General features: G+C 38.9%; 22 protein-coding genes and 1 pseudogene. 14 read left to right on the forward strand and 9 right to left on the reverse strand.

The genetic code is table 11. The features are described from left to right. The first annotated feature begins 21 nt into the window (after nt 1-21). A complete protein-coding gene (locus QQS40_RS11235; RefSeq protein WP_420485548.1) occupies nt 22-660 on the forward strand; it encodes a pentapeptide repeat-containing protein in 639 nt (212 codons plus the stop codon). Nucleotides 661-1,192: 532 nt separating this feature from the next. Continuing rightward, a pseudogene (gene dcuC, locus QQS40_RS07035) lies at nt 1,193-1,417 on the forward strand (anaerobic C4-dicarboxylate transporter DcuC); the annotation flags it as partial. Nucleotides 1,418-1,471: 54 nt separating this feature from the next. Here the strand turns inward: dcuC and folK are convergent. From folK to dksA, 3 genes are all read right to left on the reverse strand, one after another. After that, nucleotides 1,472-1,975 (reverse strand): 2-amino-4-hydroxy-6-hydroxymethyldihydropteridine diphosphokinase, encoded by a 504-nt coding sequence (folK, locus tag QQS40_RS07040; protein WP_128787529.1) that lies wholly within the window; start codon nt 1,973-1,975, stop codon nt 1,472-1,474. Beyond that, nucleotides 1,975-3,234: a polynucleotide adenylyltransferase PcnB gene (pcnB, locus tag QQS40_RS07045; RefSeq protein WP_420485549.1), complete on the reverse strand. Its 1,260-nt coding sequence runs from the start codon at nt 3,232-3,234 to the stop codon at nt 1,975-1,977. Before pcnB ends, folK begins: the two co-directional genes overlap by 1 nt. A gap of 334 nt (nt 3,235-3,568) precedes the next feature. Continuing rightward, nucleotides 3,569-4,006 (reverse strand): RNA polymerase-binding protein DksA, encoded by a 438-nt coding sequence (gene dksA, locus QQS40_RS07050; RefSeq protein WP_128787527.1) that lies wholly within the window; start codon nt 4,004-4,006, stop codon nt 3,569-3,571. A 262-nt stretch (nt 4,007-4,268) separates the two neighbouring features. Here dksA and QQS40_RS07055 point away from each other — a divergent pair, with 262 nt between their 5' ends. The 8 genes from QQS40_RS07055 (at nt 4,269) to QQS40_RS07090 (ending at nt 14,332) form a co-directional block, all read left to right on the forward strand. Beyond that, nucleotides 4,269-6,671, forward strand: coding sequence for a DNA internalization-related competence protein ComEC/Rec2 (locus tag QQS40_RS07055; RefSeq protein WP_172622016.1), 2,403 nt, complete (start codon nt 4,269-4,271; stop codon nt 6,669-6,671). Between the two features lie 51 nt (nt 6,672-6,722). Next, entirely contained in the window at nt 6,723-8,471 is a 1,749-nt protein-coding gene (gene msbA, locus QQS40_RS07060; protein WP_297568630.1) for a lipid A ABC transporter ATP-binding protein/permease MsbA, read from the forward strand. A 53-nt stretch (nt 8,472-8,524) separates the two neighbouring features. After that, a complete protein-coding gene (gene lpxK, locus QQS40_RS07065) occupies nt 8,525-9,505 on the forward strand; it encodes a tetraacyldisaccharide 4'-kinase (protein WP_329504551.1) in 981 nt (326 codons plus the stop codon). 17 nt (nt 9,506-9,522) lie between these two features. Further along, nucleotides 9,523-9,702, forward strand: coding sequence for a Trm112 family protein (locus QQS40_RS07070; RefSeq protein WP_070583226.1), 180 nt, complete (start codon nt 9,523-9,525; stop codon nt 9,700-9,702). A 9-nt stretch (nt 9,703-9,711) separates the two neighbouring features. Then, complete coding sequence (kdsB, locus tag QQS40_RS07075; RefSeq protein WP_329504555.1) at nt 9,712-10,479, forward strand: 3-deoxy-manno-octulosonate cytidylyltransferase; 768 nt, start codon at nt 9,712-9,714, stop codon at nt 10,477-10,479. Between the two features lie 97 nt (nt 10,480-10,576). After that, the gene (locus tag QQS40_RS07080) at nt 10,577-11,536 is read left to right on the forward strand and encodes a hypothetical protein (protein ID WP_289901244.1); all 960 of its coding nucleotides are present in this window, start codon (nt 10,577-10,579) and stop codon (nt 11,534-11,536) included. A gap of 180 nt (nt 11,537-11,716) precedes the next feature. Continuing rightward, entirely contained in the window at nt 11,717-13,543 is a 1,827-nt protein-coding gene (gene uvrC, locus QQS40_RS07085) for an excinuclease ABC subunit UvrC (protein WP_297568640.1), read from the forward strand. A gap of 69 nt (nt 13,544-13,612) precedes the next feature. Then, the gene (locus QQS40_RS07090; protein ID WP_289901242.1) at nt 13,613-14,332 is read left to right on the forward strand and encodes a TerC family protein; all 720 of its coding nucleotides are present in this window, start codon (nt 13,613-13,615) and stop codon (nt 14,330-14,332) included. A gap of 37 nt (nt 14,333-14,369) precedes the next feature. Here QQS40_RS07090 and QQS40_RS07095 read toward each other — a convergent pair whose 3' ends face one another. The 3 genes from QQS40_RS07095 to QQS40_RS07105 all read right to left on the reverse strand — a co-directional run bounded on the left by QQS40_RS07095 (nt 14,370) and on the right by QQS40_RS07105 (nt 18,040). Further along, entirely contained in the window at nt 14,370-15,422 is a 1,053-nt protein-coding gene (locus tag QQS40_RS07095) for an ABC transporter ATP-binding protein (RefSeq protein WP_289901241.1), read from the reverse strand. Between the two features lie 12 nt (nt 15,423-15,434). Further along, on the reverse strand, nt 15,435-16,955 hold the full coding sequence (locus tag QQS40_RS07100; RefSeq protein ID WP_289901240.1) for an ABC transporter permease: 1,521 nt from the start codon (nt 16,953-16,955) through the stop codon (nt 15,435-15,437). Nucleotides 16,956-17,041: 86 nt separating this feature from the next. Continuing rightward, nucleotides 17,042-18,040: an iron ABC transporter substrate-binding protein gene (locus tag QQS40_RS07105; protein ID WP_289901239.1), complete on the reverse strand. Its 999-nt coding sequence runs from the start codon at nt 18,038-18,040 to the stop codon at nt 17,042-17,044. 203 nt (nt 18,041-18,243) lie between these two features. On the opposite strand from QQS40_RS07105, the gene gshAB reads away from it, so the two are divergent. The 4 genes from gshAB to QQS40_RS07125 all read left to right on the forward strand — a co-directional run bounded on the left by gshAB (nt 18,244) and on the right by QQS40_RS07125 (nt 22,974). Next, nucleotides 18,244-20,517 carry a bifunctional glutamate--cysteine ligase GshA/glutathione synthetase GshB gene (gshAB, locus tag QQS40_RS07110; RefSeq protein ID WP_297568645.1) on the forward strand — a complete coding sequence of 758 codons (2,274 nt, stop codon included), beginning with the start codon at nt 18,244-18,246 and terminating at the stop codon, nt 20,515-20,517. Between the two features lie 98 nt (nt 20,518-20,615). Beyond that, a complete protein-coding gene (locus QQS40_RS07115; RefSeq protein ID WP_049355940.1) occupies nt 20,616-21,704 on the forward strand; it encodes a PhoH family protein in 1,089 nt (362 codons plus the stop codon). Between the two features lies 1 nt (nt 21,705). After that, nucleotides 21,706-22,170, forward strand: a complete 465-nt coding sequence (gene ybeY, locus QQS40_RS07120) for an rRNA maturation RNase YbeY (protein WP_329504560.1) — start codon at nt 21,706-21,708, stop codon at nt 22,168-22,170. 18 nt (nt 22,171-22,188) lie between these two features. Next, the gene (locus QQS40_RS07125; protein ID WP_329504562.1) at nt 22,189-22,974 is read left to right on the forward strand and encodes a Cof-type HAD-IIB family hydrolase; all 786 of its coding nucleotides are present in this window, start codon (nt 22,189-22,191) and stop codon (nt 22,972-22,974) included. 36 nt (nt 22,975-23,010) lie between these two features. Here the strand turns inward: QQS40_RS07125 and tpx are convergent, their stop codons facing one another. The 3 genes from tpx to serC all read right to left on the reverse strand — a co-directional run bounded on the left by tpx (nt 23,011) and on the right by serC (nt 25,773). Beyond that, nucleotides 23,011-23,508, reverse strand: coding sequence for a thiol peroxidase (gene tpx, locus QQS40_RS07130; RefSeq protein ID WP_289901234.1), 498 nt, complete (start codon nt 23,506-23,508; stop codon nt 23,011-23,013). 8 nt (nt 23,509-23,516) lie between these two features. After that, complete coding sequence (hisC, locus tag QQS40_RS07135) at nt 23,517-24,626, reverse strand: histidinol-phosphate transaminase (RefSeq protein WP_329504565.1); 1,110 nt, start codon at nt 24,624-24,626, stop codon at nt 23,517-23,519. Between the two features lie 64 nt (nt 24,627-24,690). Further along, nucleotides 24,691-25,773, reverse strand: coding sequence for a 3-phosphoserine/phosphohydroxythreonine transaminase (gene serC, locus QQS40_RS07140; RefSeq protein ID WP_329504567.1), 1,083 nt, complete (start codon nt 25,771-25,773; stop codon nt 24,691-24,693). Nucleotides 25,774-25,849: the final 76 nt, after the last annotated feature.

Genomic DNA, 25,849 nt, shown 5'->3' on the forward strand with positions numbered 1-25,849 from the left:
ATATAGAGAGATTAATAAAATATGGCTATAAAAAATAACCAGAAGCAGAGATATAGTTATTTTTGTCATGACTCGAGAAACTCTTATTTTTTTAATAAGAATTTTAATAAAACTAATAGTTTCAAAACAAATTTTTCAAATTCAAAATTTTCGAATTGTGGACTTGTCAGTGCGAAGTTTAAATTTTGTTCTTTTTATAATGTGATATTTGATAATTGCTATATTAGAGGTGCTTTATTTAAAAAATGTAATCTTATAAATACAAATTTTAGAAATTGTATAGTTAGTTCATCTGTATTTGAACGTTCAAAATTAAATAATTGTCAGTTCATTGATTGTATCATTTTAGATAAAAATCAATTATTAGATTCTTGCCAATTCTGTAATACAGAAAGACTATCTTGTTTTCCTTATGAAAAAGAATTTGATTCTAGGCTTATTAGAGAAGTTAGGACGCTAAGAGAAAACTTTTTTATTAGGCGATCAACTATTCTTCATCGCAAAAAAGGAAAATTGGAAACCGTATCAATAAAATATCTTTGTAGAGTTTTTGGTGAGCGCTTTTTGATTCAAAATATTTCTAAGCTTTCAACGCTTATAACGAAAGAGTTTTATAGTCTGAGCTATATTATAACTATGTTGAATAAAATACGAAGTTGATGTAGGATCTAGTTACCCGGTTCTATTGCCCTCAGTATTCCAACATTAAAATAAAAGAAAATGTCTACGGACCGATGCGGGTTGTCTTCTTTTATATATAATTCTTTAATGGGGGTGTTGCCTATGGTAATGGATATTTTAACAATTAGTAACTTTATTGTTTTTGTTATGTATAAGATACTATTTGTAATCAATATTGAGGTTAGCAATAGAATTGACAATAGTCGCCTTCCCGATGGCGCACTTTTTCTACGTGTGCCTTTTCCAAAAAATATAAGCATACGCCAGAAAGCATGCATTATTTATAGTTCTTCAAGATAGTACAAGCGTTCATGCTTGTGCTTATTTGGTCAAAGCGAGGACGCTTGAACCATCGCTCTGTTTTAAAAAAGTGCGGTTGTTTTCTCAAACGTTTTTTATTAACTGCAAAAATTTAATTAAAATCAACCGCACTTTATCCCCAAAATTCTTTTTGTGATCTATCTCAAATTTTCGTATTGAACTGATTTACAACAGCCAATTCAATCGCTAATTAGCCACACAAATGGGCGTCAACCCAGCGTTCTTAACCATTCCAATGTTACAAGCCTCTAACTTAGGTCGTGGTTTATCACCGGTTTCTGGCGTGGTTGTAGCAGTATCTGGTATGGGAAAAATCTCACCATTTGAAATCGTAAAGCGTATGTCTGTACCAATGTTGGTTGGTTTTATTTGTCTGATTATCGGCACAGAAATCTTTGTTTCTGTTGCCGCCTAGATTGATAGGTAAAAAAGAAGGGCTGATAGTGAATATCAGCCCTTTTGTTTTGAGTTAAGTGCGGTCAATTTTTTCGCTATTTTTGATTTTATGCATTTGATGATTTTCAAAGGCTTTCACCAAATCTGCGACTTTTTCACCTTCCGGTAAAACCAAATCTTGTGCGATATCATTAAGCGGCACAATCACGAATTCGCGATTTTTCATATCGTAATGAGGCACGGTTAAGCGTTCATTTTGAATGATTTGATCGCCGTATAGCAGAATATCCAAATCCAGTGTACGCTCACCCCAACGACGTAAACGTACGCGACCTTGTTTATTTTCAATGCGTTGCAATTCATCGAGCAAAGCTAAAGGTGGGCGAGTGGTTTCAATCATCGCTACCGCATTCACATAATCAGGTTGATCTTGCGGGCCTAATGGTTTGCTTTGATAAAACCCGCTGACCGATTGTAATTCGGTATTAGGCAGCGCAGAAATTGCCTCTAATGCGGAATTTAATTGTTCTGTCGGCGTATTTAAATTGCTGCCAAGGGCGATATATACTTGAACCATTAGTTAGCCGCCTTAGGTTTATGTCTGCGGTAATATTTTTTCTTCGGCGCTGGATGCAATTTTTGTTGCTCTTGAACCAATTGACGACGTTGTTCTTGATTGCTGAGTTGGTACTCATGCCACCATTTTGCGAGTTCAACGGTTTCACCGCCTTCCACTTCAGCACGCATCGCCAATAAATCAAAGGCTGCACGGAATTTTTGATGTTCCATCGTGCGAGCAGGGTGAGAACCGGTACGTTTAAGCAGTTGTAATTGCAACATCCAAATATCACGAATGACGGATGTATGACGACGAGGTGCGGCTAATGATCGGCATAATTGATCAAGCACTTCATTGCCTGCAAGGGCATAGGCATCGTGATTGTTTAAGCCACCTTCATTTTTCAGCACATCCACTTTTTCGCGTAATGGATACCAGAAGAATGCCGCAAATAAAAAGGCTGGATTAATACGTAATTTATCGGCAATACGTTCATCAGTTGAATTTAACGAAGTTAAAATCATGCGCTCCGCAAGGCTGTCTTCTTTTTCGGTGAAATAAGGCGTTAAGCTCGGGAAAAGCTGTTCAAATAAGCCATATTGACGAAGCAATTTATAGGTTTTTACGCCATTGCCAGACTGCAATAATTTTAAGCTTTCATCGAATAAACGTGCGGGTGGAATATTTTTCAGCAATGGTGCAAGCTCACGAATTGGCTGTTCACTTGGTTTTTCCAAGAACATATCCAATTTCGCCATAAAGCGCACAGAGCGTAACATACGCACAGGATCTTCTTGATAACGGGTAACCGGATCGCCAATCAGACGTAATTTCCCGTTTTTCAGGTCATCAATTCCGTTGAAGTAATCACGCAACGTATTATCTTGCGGATTGTAGTAAAGGGCGTTTACGGTGAAGTCACGGCGCTCCGCATCTTGTTCAATAGTGCCATACACGTTATCACGTAATAACATCCCTTCATCACTTTGTTTCGCTTGATTTTCACTGCGCGCATCTGAATGATTAGCACGGAATGTGGCCACTTCGATCACATCGCGACCAAACATAATATGCGCAAGACGGAAACGACGACCAACTAAACGACATTGACGTTGGAATACCGCTTGAATTTGGTCGGGACGTGCATTTGTTGCTACATCAAAATCTTTTGGATGTTTGCCCAACAATAAATCACGCAAACAACCACCAACGATATAAGCGTCATAACCTTGGCGTTGCAATTTTTCTACCACGGTAATGGCATTACGGCTAAACATACGTGGGTTAATACCAAAATAAGAGGCTTTAACGATATGTTTGTCGTGACGATGCGCTTGGGTGTTCGTTTTTTTGTGGTGAGAAGAGGACGGGGCGATCTTGGGTTGTGAACGCTCTGTTTTTGAAACGTTTGGTTTTTCAGTTTTTGGCGCCGTTTTGGGGACAGGCGAATTTATATTGGTTTCAGTTTCTTTTTTAGTTTTTTTACCAAATAAATTTTTTATATAAGTAAGAATAATTTACTCCATTCTCTATGTTAAATGCGCATTTGATAAAAACACGAAAAGTGCGGTTGTTTTTGACCGCACTTTTTCGTTGGGTTATTTGAATCAATTAACCTGCGACTTGTTTTTCACGAATTTCAGCAAGAGTTTTGCAATCAATACAAAGATCAGCAGTAGGGCGCGCTTCTAAACGACGGATGCCAATTTCTTCCCCACAAGAATCGCAATAACCGAAATCATCGGTATCTAATTTTTTCAATGTATATTCAATCTTTTTCATTAATTTACGCTCGCGATCGCGGTTGCGTAATTCCAGACTGAATTCTTCTTCTTGTGTCGCACGATCTGCAGGATCAGGGAAGTTAGACGCTTCATCTTGCATATGAGCAACGGTTCTTGATGCTTCTTCTACAATTTGTTCGTGCCATGCAGTTAAAATTTTTCTGAAATGAAGAATTTGATCTTTATTCATGTATTCTTCATCAGGCTTTAGTTGATAGGGTTTAACACCTGCTAAATCTAGCAAACTTAGAGACGCCTTAGACATAATAACTCCTAATTGTGGTACAGATTTTTACGACTTCCTGTCTTGTTGTTGTGATGGGTTCTCATCATCTAAAAAATAGTTGAGATCAGCCCCTGTTATTTTGAGGGCGATATAAATAGCAGAACTTCATCTATTTAGCAAATAAATTTAACCTGGAAATTTAAATTTTGCGATCGAGATCGCAAAAAATGGCGTAATTATTTGTTTATTTATGAGGTTAAGGCTAGGTTGCCTTATTTTCTCGCGATAGATCACACTCCAAATGAAACTCACGTTATTTCAACTGTGCATCATGCTCATCATTTCAGCCTTTTCTTTGCTTATCGTGCCTGATTTTTTACTGTTTACCTGGCAACGAGCGGGGCTGAGCATTTTAATGTTGGTTATGACTGCATTTTGTTTCCATTGGTTCAATTATTTTAAAGTCAGAAATTTTTGCATTAACGGCATTTGTTTTTTGCTTGCCTTAGCTTACGTGCATTCACAAGCCTTGTCCTTATTGACTCAAGCAGAAAAAATCTCCAGTTTACCGAATAAAATCGCTTTAGATCTTCACATCTCAGAAATTTTTCATCAGCAAGATTATCAAACGTTGGTTGCAAGAACGTCCTTATTTGATGGGCAAGAACAACGGATTTTTATTAATTGGAAAACACCTGAAAAGCCACAGTTAGGCGAAGTTTGGCGAGCTGATGTAAAGCTTCGTCCTATTTCGGCGAGATTAAATCATGGAGGGTTTGATCGACAACAATGGTATTTTTCCAAAAGAATTATTGCCGTAGGGAATGTGAAAAGTGCGGTCAAAATTGGTGAAGATTTTTCTTTCCGCACACATTTTCTACAAAATAGCCTCAAACAGACGGAAGGGCTTTCTTTACAAGGTTTACTTATCGCATTGGCATTTGGTGAGCGAGCTTGGCTGGATAATAAAACGTGGCTGATTTACCAACAAACGAATACAGCACATTTAATTGCCATTTCAGGACTCCATATCGGTTTAGCAATGGGCTTAGGCTTTTTCTTTGCTCGATTCTTGCAACTTGCACTGCCTACACGCTTTATTTCGCCCTGGTTTCCGCTTTGCTTTGGTGTATTGATTGCTTTAGGTTATGCCTATTTAGCTGGATTTAGTTTACCAACCTTCCGTGCAATGATGGCATTGGTTTTTATTGCCATCCTTCAATTTTCTCGGCGATATTACACACCTTTGCAAATGCTGTGTTTGGTGGTAGTATTTTTGCTTTTTTGTGATCCGCTTATGCCGCTTTCGGTGAGCTTTTGGCTTTCAATTGGTGCCGTTACCTGTCTGATTGTGTGGTACCGATATGTTCCCTTATCAATCATTGAATGGCGACATCAAAAATTATCCAACAAAGTGCGGTGGATTTTAGGCTTGTTTCATTTGCAGTTGGGGCTGCTGATTTTATTCACGCCTATTCAGCTTTTCTTTTTTAATGGTACGGCGTTAAATGGATTCTTAGCAAATTTAATTGCAGTGCCCTTGTATAGTTTCTTACTTGTACCCTTAATTCTCTTTGCGGTATTAACGAATGGTGCATTTTCTTCTTGGCATCTTTCAAATGCGATTGCTCAAGGTATTACACAATGCCTTAGTTTTTTCCAAGGCTGGTACATGCCGATTTCAATTAATTTATCTCTCATTCTGACCACACTTTTAAGCCTTGTTTTCGGCGGAATGTTATATGGTTTGTATTTTGCATCTCAAAGGAAAACAAAAAACACACCGCTAAAATCAAGTCGATTTTTCACATTAAACAGCACAAAAATCTTATCACCAGAAGAGTATAAACAAGCGCTTCGTAGTGTCATTTTTATTTTTTGTTTTTGTATTGGCACGCTTGGGTATCGATATATCATGAAACCCAAATGGCAGTTAGATACGTTAGATGTTGGACAAGGTTTAGCAACCTTAATTGTGAAAGACGGGAAAGGTGTATTGTATGACACAGGGCCTGCTTGGCAGAGTGGAATAGGTGGCTCTTCTATGGTGGAATTGGAAATATTGCCTTATCTTCAACGAGAAGGCATTGAACTTGAAACCTTGATTTTAAGCCATGATGATAATGATCATTCGGGCGGCGCCAAAGCGATTTTAGCCGCATATCCAGAGATTGAACTGATTACACCTTCTCGTAAAAACTATGGCGAAACGCACCGCACTTTTTGTCTTCAGGAGAAACAGTGGCAGTGGCAAGGGCTTGATTTTAAAATTCTTTCACCCGCGCAAATAACCGATAGGGCGGAGAATCCCCAATCTTGCGTGATTTTATTCACGGATGGACAGTATCAGATTCTGTTAACCGGTGATGCGGATGTGGCAACAGAAAGATCTTTTGCTGAAAACCTCGGCAAGATTAATGTGTTACAGGTAGGACATCATGGTAGTAAAACTTCAACAGGCGAGATTTTACTGGCACAGACAAAACCTGATCTAGCCTTAATTTCAAGCGGGCGATGGAATGCGTGGAATTTTCCTCATCCAACCGTCATTGAACGATTAAATCGTTATCAAAGTGCGGTCGAAAATACCGCTATTTCAGGTCATATAAGGTTAAATTTTACTGAAAAGGGCATTGAAATTGAAAAGGCGAGAGGAGATTTTTCACCTTGGTTTGCCCGTGTAATTGGATTATCCCCGAAATAACAGGTACAATGCAGCCAATTTTTATTAAGATAATATGATGCAAAACAAACTATGCAAGATAAAGATTTTTCAACCTCGCAAACTTTTAAGCGTTTATGGCCGATGATTTCACCTTTTAAATCAGGTTTATTTGTTGCTGCCGTCGCTCTCGTTTTTAATGCATTAGCTGATTCTGGCCTGATTTATATGCTTAAACCGTTGCTCGATGATGGTTTTGGGAAAGCAGATCATTCCTTCCTAAAACTGATGGCGTTTGTTGTGGTTGGTATGATTATGTTGCGTGGTGTGACTAACTTTATTTCCAGCTATTGCTTGGCTTGGGTGTCTGGCAAAGTGGTGATGATTATGCGCCGCCGTTTGTTTAAACATTTAATGTTCATGCCAGTAAGCTTCTTTGATCGTAATTCAACGGGGAAATTGCTTTCTCGTATTACTTACGATTCAGAAATGATTGCCAATTCTTCCTCTAATTCATTAGTGACCATTATACGTGAGGGTGCCTATTTAATTTCATTGCTCGTAGTAATGTTCTACACCAGTTGGGAACTGACTTTGGTTCTTTTTGTCATTGGGCCAGTTATTGCGGTGCTTATTCGTTTTGTATCGAAGATCTTCCGTAAGCTTAGTAAAAACATGCAAGACTCTATGGGGGAATTAACCTCTGCGACGGAACAAATGCTAAAAGGACATAAAGTGGTGCTTTCTTTTGGTGGTCAGTTAGTGGAAGAAGAGCGTTTCGATAAAGTGAGTAACGATATGCGTCGTAAAGGCATGAAAATGGTAACGGCAGATGCCATTTCAGATCCAGTTGTTCAAGTGATTGCATCTTTAGCATTAGCCGCAGTACTCTATTTAGCAACGACACCGTTAATTGCTGATGATAATTTAACCGCGGGTTCTTTCACTGTCGTCTTTTCTTCTATGTTAGCGATGATGCGTCCATTAAAATCGTTGACGAATGTAAACTCACAATTCCAACGCGGTATGGCAGCTTGTCAGACATTATTTGCGATCTTAGATTTGGAAACAGAGAAAGATAATGGCACATATAAAGCCGAACCCGCAAAAGGTGATTTAGAATTTAAAAACGTCAGTTTTGCTTATAAGGGTAAAGAAGAGAAAGCCTTAAATAATATCTCTTTCTATGTGCCCGCAGGCAAAACCGTGGCTTTAGTGGGGCGTTCAGGTTCGGGTAAATCAACCATTGCTAATCTAGTCACACGCTTCTACGATATTGATGAAGGTGAGATTTTATTAGATGGCGTGAGAATTCAAGATTATCGTTTATCTAATTTACGTGAGAATTGTTCTGTTGTTTCTCAACAAGTGCATTTATTTAATGATATGATTGCCAATAATATCGCCTATGCGGCAGAAGATAAATACAGCCGTGAGCAAATTATCGAAGCAGCAAAAGCGGCTTATGCCCTAGAGTTTATCGAGAAACTTCCACAAGGTTTTGATACCGTTATTGGTGAGAATGGCGCAAGTCTTTCTGGTGGTCAACGCCAGCGTTTAGCCATTGCTCGTGCATTACTACGTAATTCACCCGTCTTAATTTTAGATGAAGCGACTTCTGCACTCGATACCGAATCTGAACGTGCGATCCAGTCTGCATTAGAAGAACTGAAAAAAGATCGTACGGTATTGGTGATTGCGCATCGTTTATCAACCATTGAAAATGCCGATGAAATCTTAGTCATTGAACACGGTGAAATTAAAGAACGTGGTACGCATCAAGATTTATTAGCGCTTGATGGTGTGTATAAACAATTACACAGTATGCAGTTTAGCGGATAAAATAATAAGGGCGAACCAATGTGTTCGCCCAAAATCAATATAGGATAAATGAAATGCCTTTTTGGTACTCTAATTCACAGCTAGCTTGGTTGCTCCTTCCTTTTTCACTGCTATTTTGGTTGATTAGCCAAATTCGCCGAGCATTATTTTCTCTTAATATCTTATCCTCTTATAAATCCCCGAAACCCGTCATTATTGTTGGTAATCTTTCTGTTGGTGGAAATGGTAAAACACCTGTCGTTGTGTGGCTAGTTGAAGCGTTACAAAAACAAGGATTACGTGTAGGCGTGATTTCTCGTGGCTATGGTAGCCAATCTAAAACCTATCCTTTACTTGTCACACCTGAAACAGACCCTGTTCAAGGGGGCGATGAACCTGTCTTAATTGCTAAAAGAACAGGTGTGCCTGTGGTGATTTCACCGAATCGTCAACAAGCTATTGAATTACTTTTGAAAACACAGGATTACGATCTGATTATTTCGGATGATGGATTACAACATTATAAGTTGCAACGTGACATTGAAATTGTGGTGATGGACGCAGAACGCGCTTTAGGGAACGGATTTGTGCTACCTGCAGGGCCTTTGCGTGAGTTACCAAGTCGTTTAAAAAATGTGGACTTTGTGATTACTAATGGCGGAAAAAATGCTTATTCTGATGCGGTTATGACGCTCGTTCCTCATTATGCGATTAATTTAGTGACGGCAGAAAAACGCTTGTTAAGTGAATTTACTCAAGGTTCAGCCATCGCGGGAATTGGCAATCCTCAACGTTTTTTTACAATGTTGGAAAATTTAAATATTCGTTTAGAAAATACGAAAGCTTTTCAAGATCATCAACATTTTGAGCCGCAATTATTAGAAAAACTTGCTGAAAACCAACCGCTCTTTATGACCGAAAAGGACGCAGTAAAATGCCAAGCTTTTGCTAAAGAGAATTGGTGGTATATTCCTGTTGATGCGGAGATTGTGGAGGCTGAAAATCAAGGCCAAAAACTTCCACAATTGTGGGAAAAAATCCGTCATTTGGTTTAACTTTACTCGAGTGAAATATGCGTGAAAAACTCAATCCTCGATTATTAGACGTGATCGCTTGCCCGCGATGTTTGGCAAGATTGAAATACGATCAAGAAAATCAACGGCTCATTTGCCCTTTTGAGCAAGTGGCGTATCCTATTGAACACGGCGTGCCGGTTTTGTTGGCAGAAAAAGCCGAAACATTAAAAGAATAAGGAATACTTATGTCATTTACAGTTATTATCCCTGCTCGTTTTGCATCGAGTCGCTTACCAGGTAAACCTTTAGCTGATATTGCCGGTAAACCCATGATTCAACATGTTTTTGAGAAAGCTCAACAATCAGGCGCGAGCCGAGTCATTATTGCGACAGATAACGAACAAGTTGAAAAGGCAGCAAAAGCTTTTGGGGCAGAAGTGTGTATGACATCAGAAGCACATAATTCTGGTACTGAGCGTTTAGCGGAAGTAGTGAGTAAGCTTGGTATTGCTGATGATGAAATTATTGTAAACATCCAAGGGGATGAGCCGCTAATTCCTCCCGTTATTGTGAGTCAAGTGGCAGAGAATTTAGCGAAATTTAATGTGAATATGGCGACGCTTGCAGTGAAAATTCACGAAGCGGAAGAGTTATTTAACCCAAATGCGGTGAAAGTTGTTACGGATAAAGATGGCTACGTTTTATATTTTTCCCGTTCAGTGATGCCTTACGATCGTGATCAATTTATGCAATTAGCGGATACCTCCAAGGCGCAATTGGCTGATGCGTATCTTCGCCATATTGGTATTTATGCTTATCGTGCAGGCTTTATTAAACAATATGTGCAATGGGCACCAACGCAGTTAGAAAACTTAGAGAAATTAGAGCAACTCCGTGTATTGTGGTACGGTGAGCGTATTCACGTAGAATTGGCAAAAGAAGTCCCGGCTGTTGGTGTGGATACAGCAGAAGATTTAGAAAAAGTAAGGACTCTTCTAAAATCTATCACTTGATGTACTTTGAACAAATCAGATGCTATTTAAATAAATAGGTCGCTGAAAAAATGTCTGCTATATGATATGAACTATATTGAAGAGAGATAACAAGAATATGAAAAAATTTAACTTATTGATGACATGTCTCTGTATGACTCAGATACCTCAACTTGCTCAAGCGGAAGAACAGGAAAATACTTGGGTTGATAAACAACATATTAATGTTAAAACTACGTTGAATAGTTGGGCAAAAAGTATTGACAGCTGGATAAGCGATCCTGATCCAGAACATTCAGCTAAGGCAGGATTACGTGTAATAATGGATAGCCAATGGAATCATTATGACCATTTTTCATTTAAACCGCGGGTCCGTGGTAAAATTCGTTTACCGAGTTTGAAGAAGCGATTAAGTTTAGTATTCGGGGATGAAGATTTGGAAAACCAGGCTAGTGATAAAAACCATGTCGGCAATGTGTATAAAAAACCCTTAGATAACAATAAAAGTTACAATCGTAGTCAGGCACGTAACGATAATGCCTCTATTGGTTTACGCTGGTCTGATGGTATTAAAAAATTAGGCATTGATACTCATCTGGATCTTGGTATTCGCTCAGGAGCGGATGTTTATGTTCGCTTTAAAGCTGAAAAAGGATGGCAGATTAATGATGATCTTGCGACTAGGCTAGAACAAATTTACCGCTATGGCAGCAATAGTAAACATTACGTTCGTACTAATTTTGAAACAACTTATAGCCGTTCAGTAAACACATTTATCGGCAACAACTTATACCTGCAATATGAGCATGACATCGACGAAGATATTTCATGGGGAAATAGTATTTATCAACAGCATGATTTTGCAAATGATAAACGCTTAAGTTACGGTATTTTTATTGGTGGTGATTTAGATCATAATAAATTTGATATAAACCAATACGGACCATTTATAAGCTGGCGTCAGCCAATTTGGCGAAAATGGCTGTTTATTCAACCTGAACTAAATTACTATAATGACCGAAGTCAGGGTCGTAATCATCATCTTGGTGCATTTGTACGATTAGAAGCAATTTTCTAGCAATAATAACATTAACTATTATGGAGTCATATGTCATGAAATGATAAATTGACTCTTCCTTGTAGAGATTGAATTGGTTGTTCTTACAATATTCTTTCAGTGTTGAATTGTTAAACTCAGTATAATTTATAGTGAATTTTCTTGAGGTTATGGATTCATCTTATTTCAAAAATCTTATTCATGTTTGATTCCAAAAAGTTTCTATCCGATGTTTCTCATAAACCTGGTGTGTATCGTATGTATGACGATAAAGATCAGGTTATTTATGTGGGTAAAGCGAAAGATCTTAAAAAGCGCCTTTCCAGCTATTTCCGAAAAAACTTAAGCAGCAAAAAAACAGAAGCCTTGGTGTCGTCAATTCATCATATTGATACGACGATTACCTCTTCAGAAACAGAAGCATTATTGCTTGAGCATAATTTCATTAAGCTTTATCAACCTCGTTATAACGTATTATTGCGAGATGATAAATCCTATCCTTTTATTTTATTGACGAAAGAACGTCATCCTCGTATAACTTCTTATCGTGGAACAAAAAAAATTGCAGGCGAGTATTTCGGACCTTATCCTCATGCGGGTGCCGTGCGTGAAACCTTGTCGTTAATGCAAAAATTATTCCCTGTTCGTCAATGTGAAAATTCAGTTTATAACAATCGTTCCCGCCCTTGTTTGCAATATCAAATCGGGCGTTGTTCTGCACCTTGTGTGGCAGGTTATGTGAGCGATGAAGAATATAACCAACAAGTTGAATTAGCACGACTATTTTTACAAGGAAAAGATCAGCAAGTATTAGATTATCTCATTGGTAAAATGGAACAGGCGAGCCGAGATTTAGATTTTGAAGGAGCTGCACGCTATCGTGATCAAATTCAAGCGGTTCGTGCGGTTATCGAAAAACAATTTGTTTCCAATGAACGTTTGGACGATATGGATATTATGTCTATTGCGTATCAGCACGGTTTAGCTTGTGTTCAAGTGATGTTTATTCGTCAAGGTAAAGTATTAGGCAATCGCAGTTATTTTCCGAAAGTGCCTGCTAATACAGATTTATCTGAACTCGCAGCCACTTTTGTTGGGCAATTCTATTTGCAAGGTCATCAGGGCAGAAGTATTCCTAATAGTATTATTGTGGATCATAAATTAGATGAAAAAGCGGAGCTTGAGGCCTTATTAACTGAACAAGCTGGCCGAAAAGTTGTGATACAAGAATCTGCTAAAGGTGATAAAGGTAAATATCTACAACTCGCACAAATTAATGCCAAAGCGGCTTTAGCGACTCAACTTAAACAATCTTCCAGAATGCATGAACGTTATCAGGCGCTTTGTGAATTGCTCGATATGCCTGAAATTAAACGTATGGAATGTTTTGATATTAGTCATACGATGGGGAATCAAACCGTCGCATCTTGCGTGGTATTTAATCAAGAAGGCCCACTGAAATCAGATTATCGCCGTTTTAATATTGAAGGCATTACTGGTGGCGATGATTATGCCGCGATGGAGCAAGCCTTAAAGAAACGTTACGACCGCGATCTTGAGGAAGATAAAATCCCCGATATTATTTTTATTGATGGTGGTAAAGGGCAGCTTAATCGTGCCTTAGCGGTTTTTCATCACCTCAACGTAAAATGGGATAAAAATCGACCGCACTTAATTGGTGTGGCAAAAGGAGTGGATCGTCGAGCAGGACAAGAGGTGTTGATTATCAGCAAACAAGATCGTGAAATCCATTTGCCGGATGATAGTCTTGCGCTGCATTTAATCCAACATATTCGAGATGAAAGCCATAATCATGCGATTAGCGGTCATCGTCAAAAACGCCAAAAAGCCTTTACCCAAAGTGGATTAGAAACCATTGAAGGGGTGGGCGCTAAACGACGTCAAGCCTTGCTGAAATATTTAGGGGGATTGCAAGGTGTGAAAAATGCCACGTTGGATGAGATCGCCTCTGTACCCGGTATTTCTAAAGCGTTAGCAGAAAAGATTTTCGAGACCTTAAAAAGTTAGGAAAAACCTTGATTTTCTATGCGAACTGTCTATGATCCAACCTTTCGGATTTTATTATAGGAACATATTATGTTTGAATGGCTTGTTGATCCTGAAGCATGGATTTCATTGCTTACTTTGACCGCACTTGAAATCGTCTTGGGTATCGATAACATTATTTTTATTAGTATTTTAGTGGGACGTTTACCGGCGAATCAACGCCAATCTGGTCGCATTATCGGTCTTGGATTAGCGATGATTACCCGTATTTTACTTCTTATTTCTCTTTCTTGGATGATGAAATTAACGGAACCGCTATTCACTTTAGTCGGTCAGGAAATTTCAGGTCGTGATTTGATTTTATTCCTCGGGGGCTTATTTCTGATTGTGAAAAGTACAGGTGAAATCAAAGAAGCGATGCATCCTGAATCACATCATGAAGAAGAGAATAATAAGAAGAAAGTCAGCTATTTAGGTGTGCTAATCCAAATTGCGATTTTAGATATCGTATTTTCTTTAGACTCTGTAATCACAGCTGTAGGGATGGCAAATCACCTTCCAGTGATGATATTGGCAATTATGATTGCAGTAGGTGTAATGATGTGTGCGGCCAAACCAATTGGTGATTTTGTTGATACCCATCCAACATTAAAGATTTTAGCCTTAGCCTTCTTAATTTTGGTTGGCGTAAGTTTAATGGCTGAAAGTTTGGATATTCATATTCCAAAAGGCTACATTTACTTTGCAATGGGCTTCTCAGCAGTAGTTGAAATGCTCAACATCAAAATGCGAAAATCACTTGGTCATTAAATCATATAAAAAGGCGGAACAATGTGTTCCGCCTTTTTTAGTCATTATAGAACACGCCTTTCCCATATAAATACAGCGTGACTTGTTCGCCAGTATGATATTCGTTAATGAGCTCTTCATTGATATTCAATTTATAACCGCTAACATCAATACAAATATTGATAGCTCGTCCTCTTGATTCAATCCGTTTAATCTCACCGTTAAAAGAAGCGCTCGGATCTTGGATTTTTTTCGCAAGAGAGAATTGCTCTGGGCGAAATAGAACTTTACCTTGCGTATGGCTATTTCCTTTATTTTCGATGGCAATTTCACCTAATTGACAGGTCGCGATGCCTTCGTTTTTTAATGTTGCAGGAAGAATAATGTTTTCCCCAATAAATTTAGCAATAGACAAATACTGAGGTGACCAATAGAGCGTTTTAGGTGTCGCAATCTGGAGAATTTTCCCTTCTTGAATCACTGCAATTTTATCCGCATGGCATAGCGCTTCATCACGATCATGGGTCACGAATACGGCAGCGGAACCACTTTCTCTTAATACTTGCAACATATCGTAACGAATTTGATTTCTTAGATGTTCATCTAATGCACTAAATGGCTCATCAAACAGGATTAACTCAGGGCTTGGTGCAAGAGCTCGAGCAAGTGCAACACGTTGCTGTTGACCACCAGAAAGCTGATGAGGGAAACGGTCAGCTAAACTGCTAATGCCCGTCAGTTTCATCACTTCCTGTATGCGTTGTTTTTCCTCTTCAGTTTTCCCTTTACCATCACCTAAGCCATAAGCAATATTGCGGTAAACATTTAAATGAGGGAATAATACGCCTTCTTGTACCACATAGCCTAATTTGCGTTGCTGAGTTGGCACATTCAGATTTTCTTTAAAAATAGGTTGATTCTTTAACCAAATCTCCCCACTTGTAGGTTGTTCAAAACCAGCAATGCTACGCAATAAGGTTGTCTTCCCACAACCAGATGCACCAAGAAGAAAGAGAATTTCACCTTTCTCTAATTGTAGCGAGATGTTATGTAGAACCTGGTGCCCATTAAAGGATTTATTTAAATTTTTAATATCGAGTAATATTGTCATTTTTATCTTTCGTTATTTAAAACCGTATCGTTTCAGTAAAAATACAGGAATCCCTGAAAATAGCACTAACATAATGGCATAAGGGGTAGCGGCCGCATATTGTGCATCGGACGTATATTCCCACACCGCAGTTGAAAGCGTTTTAATGTCATTTGGAGTCAGCAATAGGGTCGCGGTGAGTTCTTTCATTAAGTTTAAGAACACTAAAGCAAAGGCGGCTGCAATCCCTGGCAACATGGCTGGAATAACTAAGGTACGGAAAATATAAAAGTTGCTACGGCCTAAACTTTGTCCTACCTTTTCAATGTTGCTAGACATTTGTTCAAGTGAGCTACGCAAGGTCGTTTGTGCCATTGGAAGATAAAGCATAAAGTAGGCGACGATAACCATGGCAAAGGTTTGGTAAAGGGAATACGCATAGTTGATGGTAAAGAAAACTAACGATAATGCGATAACAAGCCCTGGCACAGCATGAAGTAGATAAGGGATTCGATCAAGCCAAATTGTTAATTTACTGCGATAGCGTACTGCGGCCCATACCAACGGCAAAGCACAAATAACGGTAAGTGCTGCACCAAGGATAGATATGGTCAATGAATTTGTGAAGGCGGTAAAAAATTCTCCAAAATCGACCGCACTTTTAATAGAGCTTCCTACTTTTAGCCAATAAATCAGCATAGTAATCGGTACACCAATACTGAGCATAAAAATGGTTGTAAAGAAGCCCACGATTAAAATTTGTTTTCCTACGGATAGCGTTTTCAACGGATAGGGACGTATTACACCTTTGCCGCTTTGATAGAGCGTTTGTGTGCCTCTAAAACGAATTTCACCCATTACAACAAGGATACAGATCACCATTAACACACCAGAAAGTAAGGCAGCGGTGTTGTTATTAAAGGCCATTTCATATTCTTGGAAAATAGCTGTGGTGAAGGTTTGATAATTTAAAATAGAAACTGCCCCAAACTCTACCAACATATGAAGCGCAATTAATAATATGCTGCTACCGATGGCGGGTTTGAGTTGTGGAAAAATCGCATGCCAAAATGTGTAAGCATAGCTTTTAGCCAATGAAAGGCTCACTTCTTCTAAAGAGCGGTCAAGTCTTTTTAAGGTAGCAGCGACGGGAAGATAGGCAAGCGGGAAAGAACTTAGCGTCATAATCCCAATCGTTCCCCAAAAGCCTTCCACTTTAAAAGTGAGACTGATCCAAGTAAAACAACTCACAAAAGCGGGGATACAAAGGGGGAGCGTCATGGCGACTTGGAAAAAGCCTTTTCCCCAGAAGCGATAACGTTCCAATAAAAAAGCACATGCCGTGCCGAGGATAATGGCAAAAAGCGTGACAAATACCATTAAAAGTAAGGTATTACTGAGCAATTCCCACATTCTTGGACGCCAAAGTAATTCAATGCTGCGAGCCAATCCGACATTTGCTGCTCGCTCAATAACATATAAAAAAGGGAGTAATAATGGCAAACTAATCAGCACGATTAAGGCAATAAGCCAGCGAGGTGGGCGATTAGACACAGAAAAATCCTTTAAAAAATATCAGAGTAGAGTAAATAGTAAAAGGGCGTGTATTACACGCCCTATATTGTATAGCAAATCAAAAATTATTTCAGGCCAGCTTCTTCAATAAGTTTGTTTGCATTGTTTTTGTCTTCAGAAGTCGTTGCTGAAACAACTGGTGCTTCTAATTTTGAGTAAGGTTCCATTTTGAATGGAGAAACTACGTCGGTACGAAGTGGGTATTCTGCACGTACGGAAACAAATGCTTCTTGTCCTTCTTTACTTGCTAAGAAATCGACAAATTTTTTCGCTTCTTCTTTATTTTTAGAGCCTTTTAATACAGCTGCCCCTGAATAAGTTACTAACGCACCAGGATCTTTATGACGAATAAAGTAAAGACGAGTTTTGAGGTTTTCAGCACCTTTTTCTTTTGCCATCGCATACCAGTAATAGTTATTAATTAACGCTGCGGGTACTTCACCATTTTCAACCGCTTGAAGAGCAACGCTGTTTTTCGCATAAAGTTTACCGTTTTCTTTTAAGCCTTTTAACCATTTAAGAGCGGCATCTTTACCTTTCAATTTGGTAATCGCAACCACTTGCTCTAAGAATGCGCCTGAAGTTGGAACGTAACCAATTTTATCTTTCCATTTTGGTGTTGCATAATCTAATACGGATTTTTCCATGTCTTTTTCAGATAATTTAGTGTGATCGTAAACCACAACACGAGAACGACCGCTTAATGCGACCCAGTCTTTTTTCGGTGCAACAGGCACGCCATTGTGTGCAGTTTGTTTAATAGTATCTGCAGAAAGCGGTTCTAATAAGCCTGCATCAGACAGGGCAGCGAAAGGTGCAGTTTGTTCAGAAAAGAATACGTCAGCAGGGGTTTTATCGCCCTCTTCTTTTAATTGACCTGCAAGTTGATCGCTTTTCGCACTGTTTAAGGTCACTTTAATGCCCGTTGCTTTTGTAAATGCATCAGCAACGGCTTGAGAACCTTCTTTGTGTTGGCCGTTGTAAACGGTAATATCTGCAGAAGCGAATCCTGCAAACGCCATTAAGCCAGTTAGTGCGGCAATTTGGAAGTGCTTAATTTTCATGAAAACTCCTTATGTTATTGGGCAAATCGCCCATTTTCTGAAAATAAAAGTTGCCCTATTCTAATCACTTAAAATAGATAATGCAAATAATTATCAGGTATTTTTTCTTATATCAAAATTTCATATCCCATTCCATTTTCTTCCTTTGTTCTATAGTGATTTTTTTACATAATGTGAAGTAGAAATATCTAATAAGGACGGCTATGAATATTCAGCAAATTATTAAGCAACATCATTTGGAACTCTTATTTCAACAAGGTTCTTTCGGCATAGAGAAGGAAAGTCAACGTGTACATGCTAATGGCTCAATTGTGACAACACCACATCCGAAAGCCTTTGGTAATCGTCGCTTTCATCCTTATATTCAAACGGATTTTGCGGAAAGCCAGTTGGAACTGGTGACTCCGCCTATGAAAAAATTAGAGGACACATTACGTTGGCTCTCGGCAATTCATGAAGTCACCTTGCGAACATTACCCGACAATGAATTTATTTTTCCTTTCAGTATGCCAGCCGGTTTACCGCCGGAAGATCAGATTAAGGTCGCTCAATTAGATAATTCAGAGGATGTGGCTTATCGTGAGCATTTAGTTCAATCTTATGGTAAATACAAGCAAATGGTCAGTGGTATTCATTATAATTTTCAGATTGAACCTAAGTTTATTGATGCCTTATTTTATGCGCAAAATGAAACACAAAGTGCGGTTGATTTTAGAAATGATTTTTACCTAAAAATAGCGAAGAACTTCTTACGCTATCAATGGATTCTGCTTTATCTGTTTTCTGCGACACCGACGGTAGAGGAAAAATATTTCAGAGGTAATTCCCCCCTTAAATTGCATCAATATGTGCGCAGTTTACGGTCAGGAAAATATGGTTATGTGAATGATCCGAAGATCCACGTCTCTTATGACAGTTTGCAAGACTATGTTGAGACGTTAGAACACTGGGTGAAATCAGGTGATCTGATTGCTGAAAAAGAGTTTTACTCGAGCGTACGTTTACGCGGTGCGAAAAAAGCGCGAGATTTACTCAAAAATGGAATTCAATATTTGGAATTCCGCTTGTTTGATCTCAATCCGTTTGCACCTTACGGAATAGAACTTAGTGATGCGAAATTCATTCATTATTTTATTTTATTAATGGCATGGCTTGATGATACCGCTGATCAAGAGGGTGTAAAATTAGGCAAAGCACGTCTTGCTGAAGTGGCATGGGAAGATCCAAAAAAGCAAAGTGTTTATGCGGTAGAAGGGGAATTAGTCCTCCTTGAAATGCTTAAAATGCTTGAGCAACTCAATGTAAGTGATGAGATTAAAACCATTGTTAAAGACAAATTAGGACAATTTGCTGATCCAAGCCAAACGCTTTGTGCAAAAGTTGTCTCGGCAATTGAACAGGTCGGCAGTTACCAACAATTAGGGGCTGATATCGCGCAATCCAATAAAGCAAAAGCCTTTGAATGTTTTTATGCATTAAGTGCGTTTGATAATATGGAACTGTCAACACAGGCGTTATTGTTTGATGCAATCCAAAAAGGATTAAACATTGAGATTTTGGATGAACGTGATCAATTTATTAGTCTTCAATTTGGCGAACATTTGGAGTATGTGAAAAATGGTAATATGACTTCTCATGATAGCTATATTTCTCCACTCATTATGGAAAATAAAGTAGTGACGAAGAAAGTGTTAGCAAAAGCAGGTTTTAACGTACCGCAAAGTATCGAATTTACCGATGTGAAAAGTGCGGTCGAAAATTTCCCACTTTTTGAGAATCGAGCCGTCGTGATTAAGCCAAAATCAACGAATTTTGGTTTAGGGATCAGCATTTTCCAACAGGGTGTAACGAATAGAGAAGATTTTACAAAAGCAGTAGAAATTGCTTTCCGTGAAGATAAAGAGATCATGGTTGAAGATTATCTACTTGGCACCGAATATCGTTTCTTTGTGTTGGGTGATCAAACGTTAGCTGTCTTATTACGCGTTCCTGCAAATGTAATTGGAGATGGTGTACACACCGTTGCTGAATTAGTTGCAGCTAAAAATGATCATCCTTTACGGGGCGATGGCAGTCGTACACCATTGAAAAAAATTGCATTGGGAGATATTGAGCAGTTGCAGCTTAAGGAGCAAGGATTAACCGTGAATTCTATTCCTGCAAAAGATCAACTTGTTCAATTACGTGCGAATTCTAATATTAGTACAGGCGGTGATTCTATTGATATGACGGATGAAATGCATGCCAGTTACAAAGAAATTGCGGTAGGGATTAGCAAGGCAATGGGGGCGGCAGTTTGTGGTGTAGATTTAATCATTCCTGATTTGAAACAGCCGGCAGAACCGAGTTTACGTTCGTGGGGTGTGATTGAGGCAAACTTTAATCCTATGATGATGATGCATATTTTCCCATTTAGTGGACAATCTCGACGATTGACAATGAATGTAATTAAGATGCTTTTCCCTGAATTGCCTTAATTTAGTTATCGGGCTTCATCAGTTGGTGAAGCCCGTTTTACATTCATCGTAATTAGGCTAAAATGGAAACAGTATTAACAATTCTAAAATGAAATTTAATGACAACTTTTACCTTAGAACCTCAAGAAAATGATCGTCTGCAATCCCTTTGCGGTGCATTCGATGAAAATATCAAACTGATTGAAAAAGAATTTAACCTCAATATTTCTCGCAATAACTTCACTTTTACCGTGAAATCAAATGATGAAAATCCAAAATCTCACCATGAACAATTAATTGATTGTGCGGTTAAATTAATCCAAACATTATATGTGGAGACTGCACCAATTAAAGGGAAAGTGAAAGAACTTGATTTGGAAAATGTGCATATTGCCTTGCAAGAGAGCAGAATGTTATCGCAAGAAGGTAGTGAGTCACGCAGTGAAAATCACGTCTATAGCACCACAATTAAAACCAAGCGTGGTTTGATTAAACCGCGTGGTGAAAATCAAATTCAGTATTTACATAATATTCTTACGCACGATATTAGTTTTGGGATTGGCCCTGCTGGTACAGGGAAAACCTTTTTAGCCGTCGCAGCGGCTGTAGAGGCATTAGAACGCCAAGAAATTCGTCGCATTTTGCTGACTCGTCCTGCGGTGGAGGCAGGCGAAAAATTAGGTTTCCTGCCCGGTGATTTAGGCCAAAAAATTGAACCTTATTTACGACCGCTTTATGATGCGTTATTTGAAATGCTTGGCTTTGAACGTGTACAAAAGTTGATGGAGCGAAATGTGATTGAAATCGCACCATTGGCTTATATGCGTGGTCGCACACTCAATGACAGCTTTATTATTTTAGATGAAAGCCAAAATACGACGGTCGAACAAATGAAAATGTTTTTGACCCGTATTGGTTTTAATTCTAAAGCCGTGATTACAGGGGATGTGACTCAAATCGATTTGCCGCGCAGCACAAAATCGGGTTTACGCCACGCTATGGAAGTGTTAAGTAAAGTGTCAGAACTAAGCTTTAACTATTTTGAGAGTAAAGATATTGTGCGACATCCTGTGGTAGCAAAAGTGGTGCAAGCTTACGAAGAATGGGAAGCTCAAGATGAAATTCGCCGTCAAGAAATCACAGCGCAGCGTCGAGCTGAACGTGAGCAAAAAGTGCGGTCAGAAAATGAAACGAATTTAGGAGAATAGCATGGGCAATATGATTATCGATTTGCAACTGGCCTGTGAAAATACAGAAGGCTTGCCATCAGAAGCGCAAATTCAGCAATGGGCAACCGCCGCAGTGCAACCAGAAAGTGATAATGTGGAAATGACGGTACGCATTGTGGATGAAGCAGAAAGTCATGACTTGAATTTGACTTATCGTGGTAAAGATCGTCCAACCAATGTATTGTCTTTCCCTTTTGAATGTCCTGACGAAGTGGAATTACCGCTGTTGGGCGATTTGGTGATTTGTCGCCAGGTAGTAGAACGCGAAGCTATCGAGCAAGAAAAGCCTTTAATGGCCCATTGGGCGCATATGATAGTGCATGGTAGCTTACATTTACTTGGTTACGATCACATTGAAGATGATGAAGCCGAAGAAATGGAAAGTTTAGAAACTGAAATTATGCAGAGTTTAGGCTTTGCCGATCCTTACCTTTCCGAAAAATAATGACGATTTGGAGCAATTATGTATAAAGCCGTATTCAGCGATTTTGATGGTACCTTATTAACGTCGGATCATCGAATTTCGCCTAAAACCTTAGATGCACTTCAACGCATTACCAAACAAGGTATTCCATTTACACCAATCTCTGCTCGTTCACCGCTGGGTATTTGGCCTTATGCGAAACTCATTGAAAATTACAACATCATTGTGGCATTTAGTGGTGCCTTGATTTTAGATAAAAAAGCTACACCTATTTATTCGGTACAAATTGATTCCGCTGATATCCAAGCCATTAATCAAGTATTAGCAGATCATCCTGCGTTGGGTGTCAATTATTATACTTATGATGATTGCGTCGCTCGCGATTTGGATAATAAATGGGTGATTTATGAGCGTAGCGTAACAGGCATTCAGATTGATCCTTATGATGAAAGTGCGGTCTATTCTCCACATAAAATTCAAATCATTGGTGAAACAGATGAAGTGATTGCTATTGAGCAAATCTTGAAAGAGAAATTCCCACATTTAAGTATTTGCCGTTCTCATGCGAATTTCCTTGAAGTGATGCATAAATCGGCGACAAAAGGTAATGCAGTACGTTTTCTCGAAGATTACTTTCATGTGAAGATGGAAGAATGTGTCGCTTTCGGTGATAACTTTAACGATTTAGATATGCTAGAAAGCGTGGGATTAGGCGTGGCAATGGGCAATGCACCGGATGAGATTAAACGGGCCGCCAATCGTGTCACCGCTTCGCATAATGATGATGGGATTGCATTGATATTGAATGAAATCTTTCCTGAATAAATAAAAGGCGCTTTTTATGAAAAAGCGCCTTATTCATTATAGTGCGGCTAGCGCAGCTTCATAATTTGGCTCATCTTTAATTTCAGACACCAATTCACTATATAACACGTTATTGTTTTCATCTAAGACAATCACTGAACGAGCAGTTAAACCTGCGATTGGACCTGTTGTGATGTTTACCCCTAAGTTTTCATGGACTTCTTTATGACGGAAAGTAGAAAGCGTTTCTACGTTCCCAATACCTTCTGCACCGCAGAATCGTGTTTGTGCAAAAGGTAAATCAGCTGAAATGCAAAGTACCACAGCATTTTTTAAATTAGCTGCTTGTTGATTGAATTTGCGAACCGAAGTTGCACATACACCTGTATCAATACTTGGAAAAATATTTAAAACTTTGCGTTTTCCTGCATAAGTATCAAGCGTGACGTCAGCGAGTTCTTTATTGGTGAGTGTAAGTGCGGTCACTTTCTCTCCTTTTTGGGGAAAGTTGCCGCTTACTTCAATGGGATTACCCATCATTGTTACTTGGGTCATAAAAGCTCCTATTTTTTATTGCTTAAATTAAGCACTTTTTTAAGTGCAGTAAAAAATTTGTCATTTTCTTGTGGCAAGCCAATGCTGATACGTAAGTGATTTGGCATGCCATAACCTACAATCGGGCGAACAATAATGCCTTCGTGCAATAATGTATCATAAATTGGTTTGGCAGGTTGTTTAAAATTAATGGTAATAAAGTTACCTTTAGACGGAATAAAGTCTAAACCATATTGCTGACAGAAGGCTTCATAACGTTTCATTTCTTGGCGATTATTCTCAGCTACTTTTTCAATAAAAGTATCATCGTTCATCACCGCAACCGCACTGGTTAAAGCTAGACTATTACAGTTAAACGGTTGACGAACACGGTTTAATAAATCTGCAATTTCAGAATTAGAGACTGCGTAGCCAATACGTAACCCCGCCAATCCATAAGCTTTTGATAGAGAACGAGAAACGATAAGGTTCGGGTATTTTTCCAGTAATGCAAAAGAATTAACGCGTTCGCTTGGATGAGTAAATTCAGTATAAGCTTCATCTAGTACCACAATCACATTTTCAGGTACTTTGGCCAAGAAAGCATCTAATTCTGCTTCCGTTAAGAAATTCCCCGTTGGATTGTTTGGATTAGCAATAAAAATCAGCTTGGTTTTATCTGAAAGTGCGGTCAAAAATCCGTTTAAATCATGACCCCAATTCTTAGCTGGAATTTCTTTTGCGACGGCATTAATGGCTTTGGTCACTAAAGGGTAAACAATAAAAGCATATTGTGAATAAATCACTTCATCATGCTCACCTGCAAAGGTATGAGCAAAGAGCTCTAATAAATCGTTAGAACCATTGCCAAGGGTGATTTGGTTTGGTTGCACACCAAATTTTTTTGCAATAGCCGCTTTAAGTTCAAAACCATTCGCATCAGGATAACGAGTTAAATGATCAAGTTGGGCTTGAATGGCTTTTTTCGCACTTTCAGGAAAACCGAAAGGGTTTTCATTTGAGGCAAGTTTAACGATATTAGTAATGCCTAATTCGCGTTCGAGTTCTTCGATTGGTTTTCCCGCTTGATAAGGCGAAAGAGATTTTACGCCTTGATTGGCGACGTTGATGTATTGCATAGGCTTTCCTTATAAAAACGAGCGGGCCTTTCAGCCCGCACGTTGAGTTTAATGAATCAGATAATTAGCTATTTTCAGCTTCAAATTTTTTCATGAATTCAATGAGCGCTTGTACACCCTCTAATGGCATCGCATTATAGATAGAGGCACGCATGCCACCTAGTACTTTGTGGCCTTTTAAGGCTTGAAGACCGGCAGCGGTAGATTCTGCGACAAATTTAGCATCAAGTTCAGGATTGCCTGTCACAAATGTGACATTCATGGTTGAACGGTTTTCTTTAGCTACGACGTTACGATAGAGTTTACTGCTATCAATGTAGTCATAAAGGGTTTGTGCTTTCACTGCGTTACGTTTTGCAATTTCTTTTAAGCCGCCGATTGCTTGAATATGTTTAAAGACCAATGAACAGAGATACCAAGCAAATGTTGGTGGGGTATTGATCATAGAATCCGCATCACGCTGCGTGGCATAATTCCAAATTGATGGGGTAGCTTGGCGAGCATGACCAATCAAATCATCGCGAATAATCACAAGCGTAATTCCTGCCGGACCAAGATTTTTTTGCGCACCCGCATAAATGACACCAAATTTGCTAATATCAATTTCACGAGAAAGAATATTAGATGACATATCTGCCACGAGAATAGCATCACCCACATTTGGTACATCAAAAATTTCCACACCACTGATGGTTTCATTTGGACAATAGTGAACGTAATCGTATTGTTCCGCAATGTCACTGAAATCAAGATTAGTAATGCGTGTGTGATCACCATTTTCCACAATGGTAATTTCATCAATTTCAGCAAAGTTACGTGCTTCTTTCGCTGCAGTTGCAGACCAGTGGCCGCTATTTAAGTAAAGTGCTTTGCCTTTCTCACCGATTAAGTTCATCGGTAATGCCGCAAATTGACCACGTGCTCCACCTTGTAGGAATAACACACGATAGTTATCTGGAATGTGATACACCTCACGTAGATCTTTTTCTGCTTGAGTAATCAATTCCATAAAATATTTGCCACGGTGGCTAACTTCCATCACAGACACACCTTGATCAAGCCAGTTAGTGAGCTCAGCTTGTGCTTTTTGTAGGACCTCAGGGAAAATCATGGCTGGACCCGCACTAAAATTAAAGACTTTTGACATTGTGTTTCCTTATTTTATTTTGAATAGATTCTTCATTTTTACCACTACCAAACAGGATAATCAACTAAATCACAGT

Origin of the sequence: Haemophilus parainfluenzae (genome assembly GCF_036288925.1) — a bacterium.
Classification (GTDB): domain Bacteria; phylum Pseudomonadota; class Gammaproteobacteria; order Enterobacterales; family Pasteurellaceae; genus Haemophilus_D.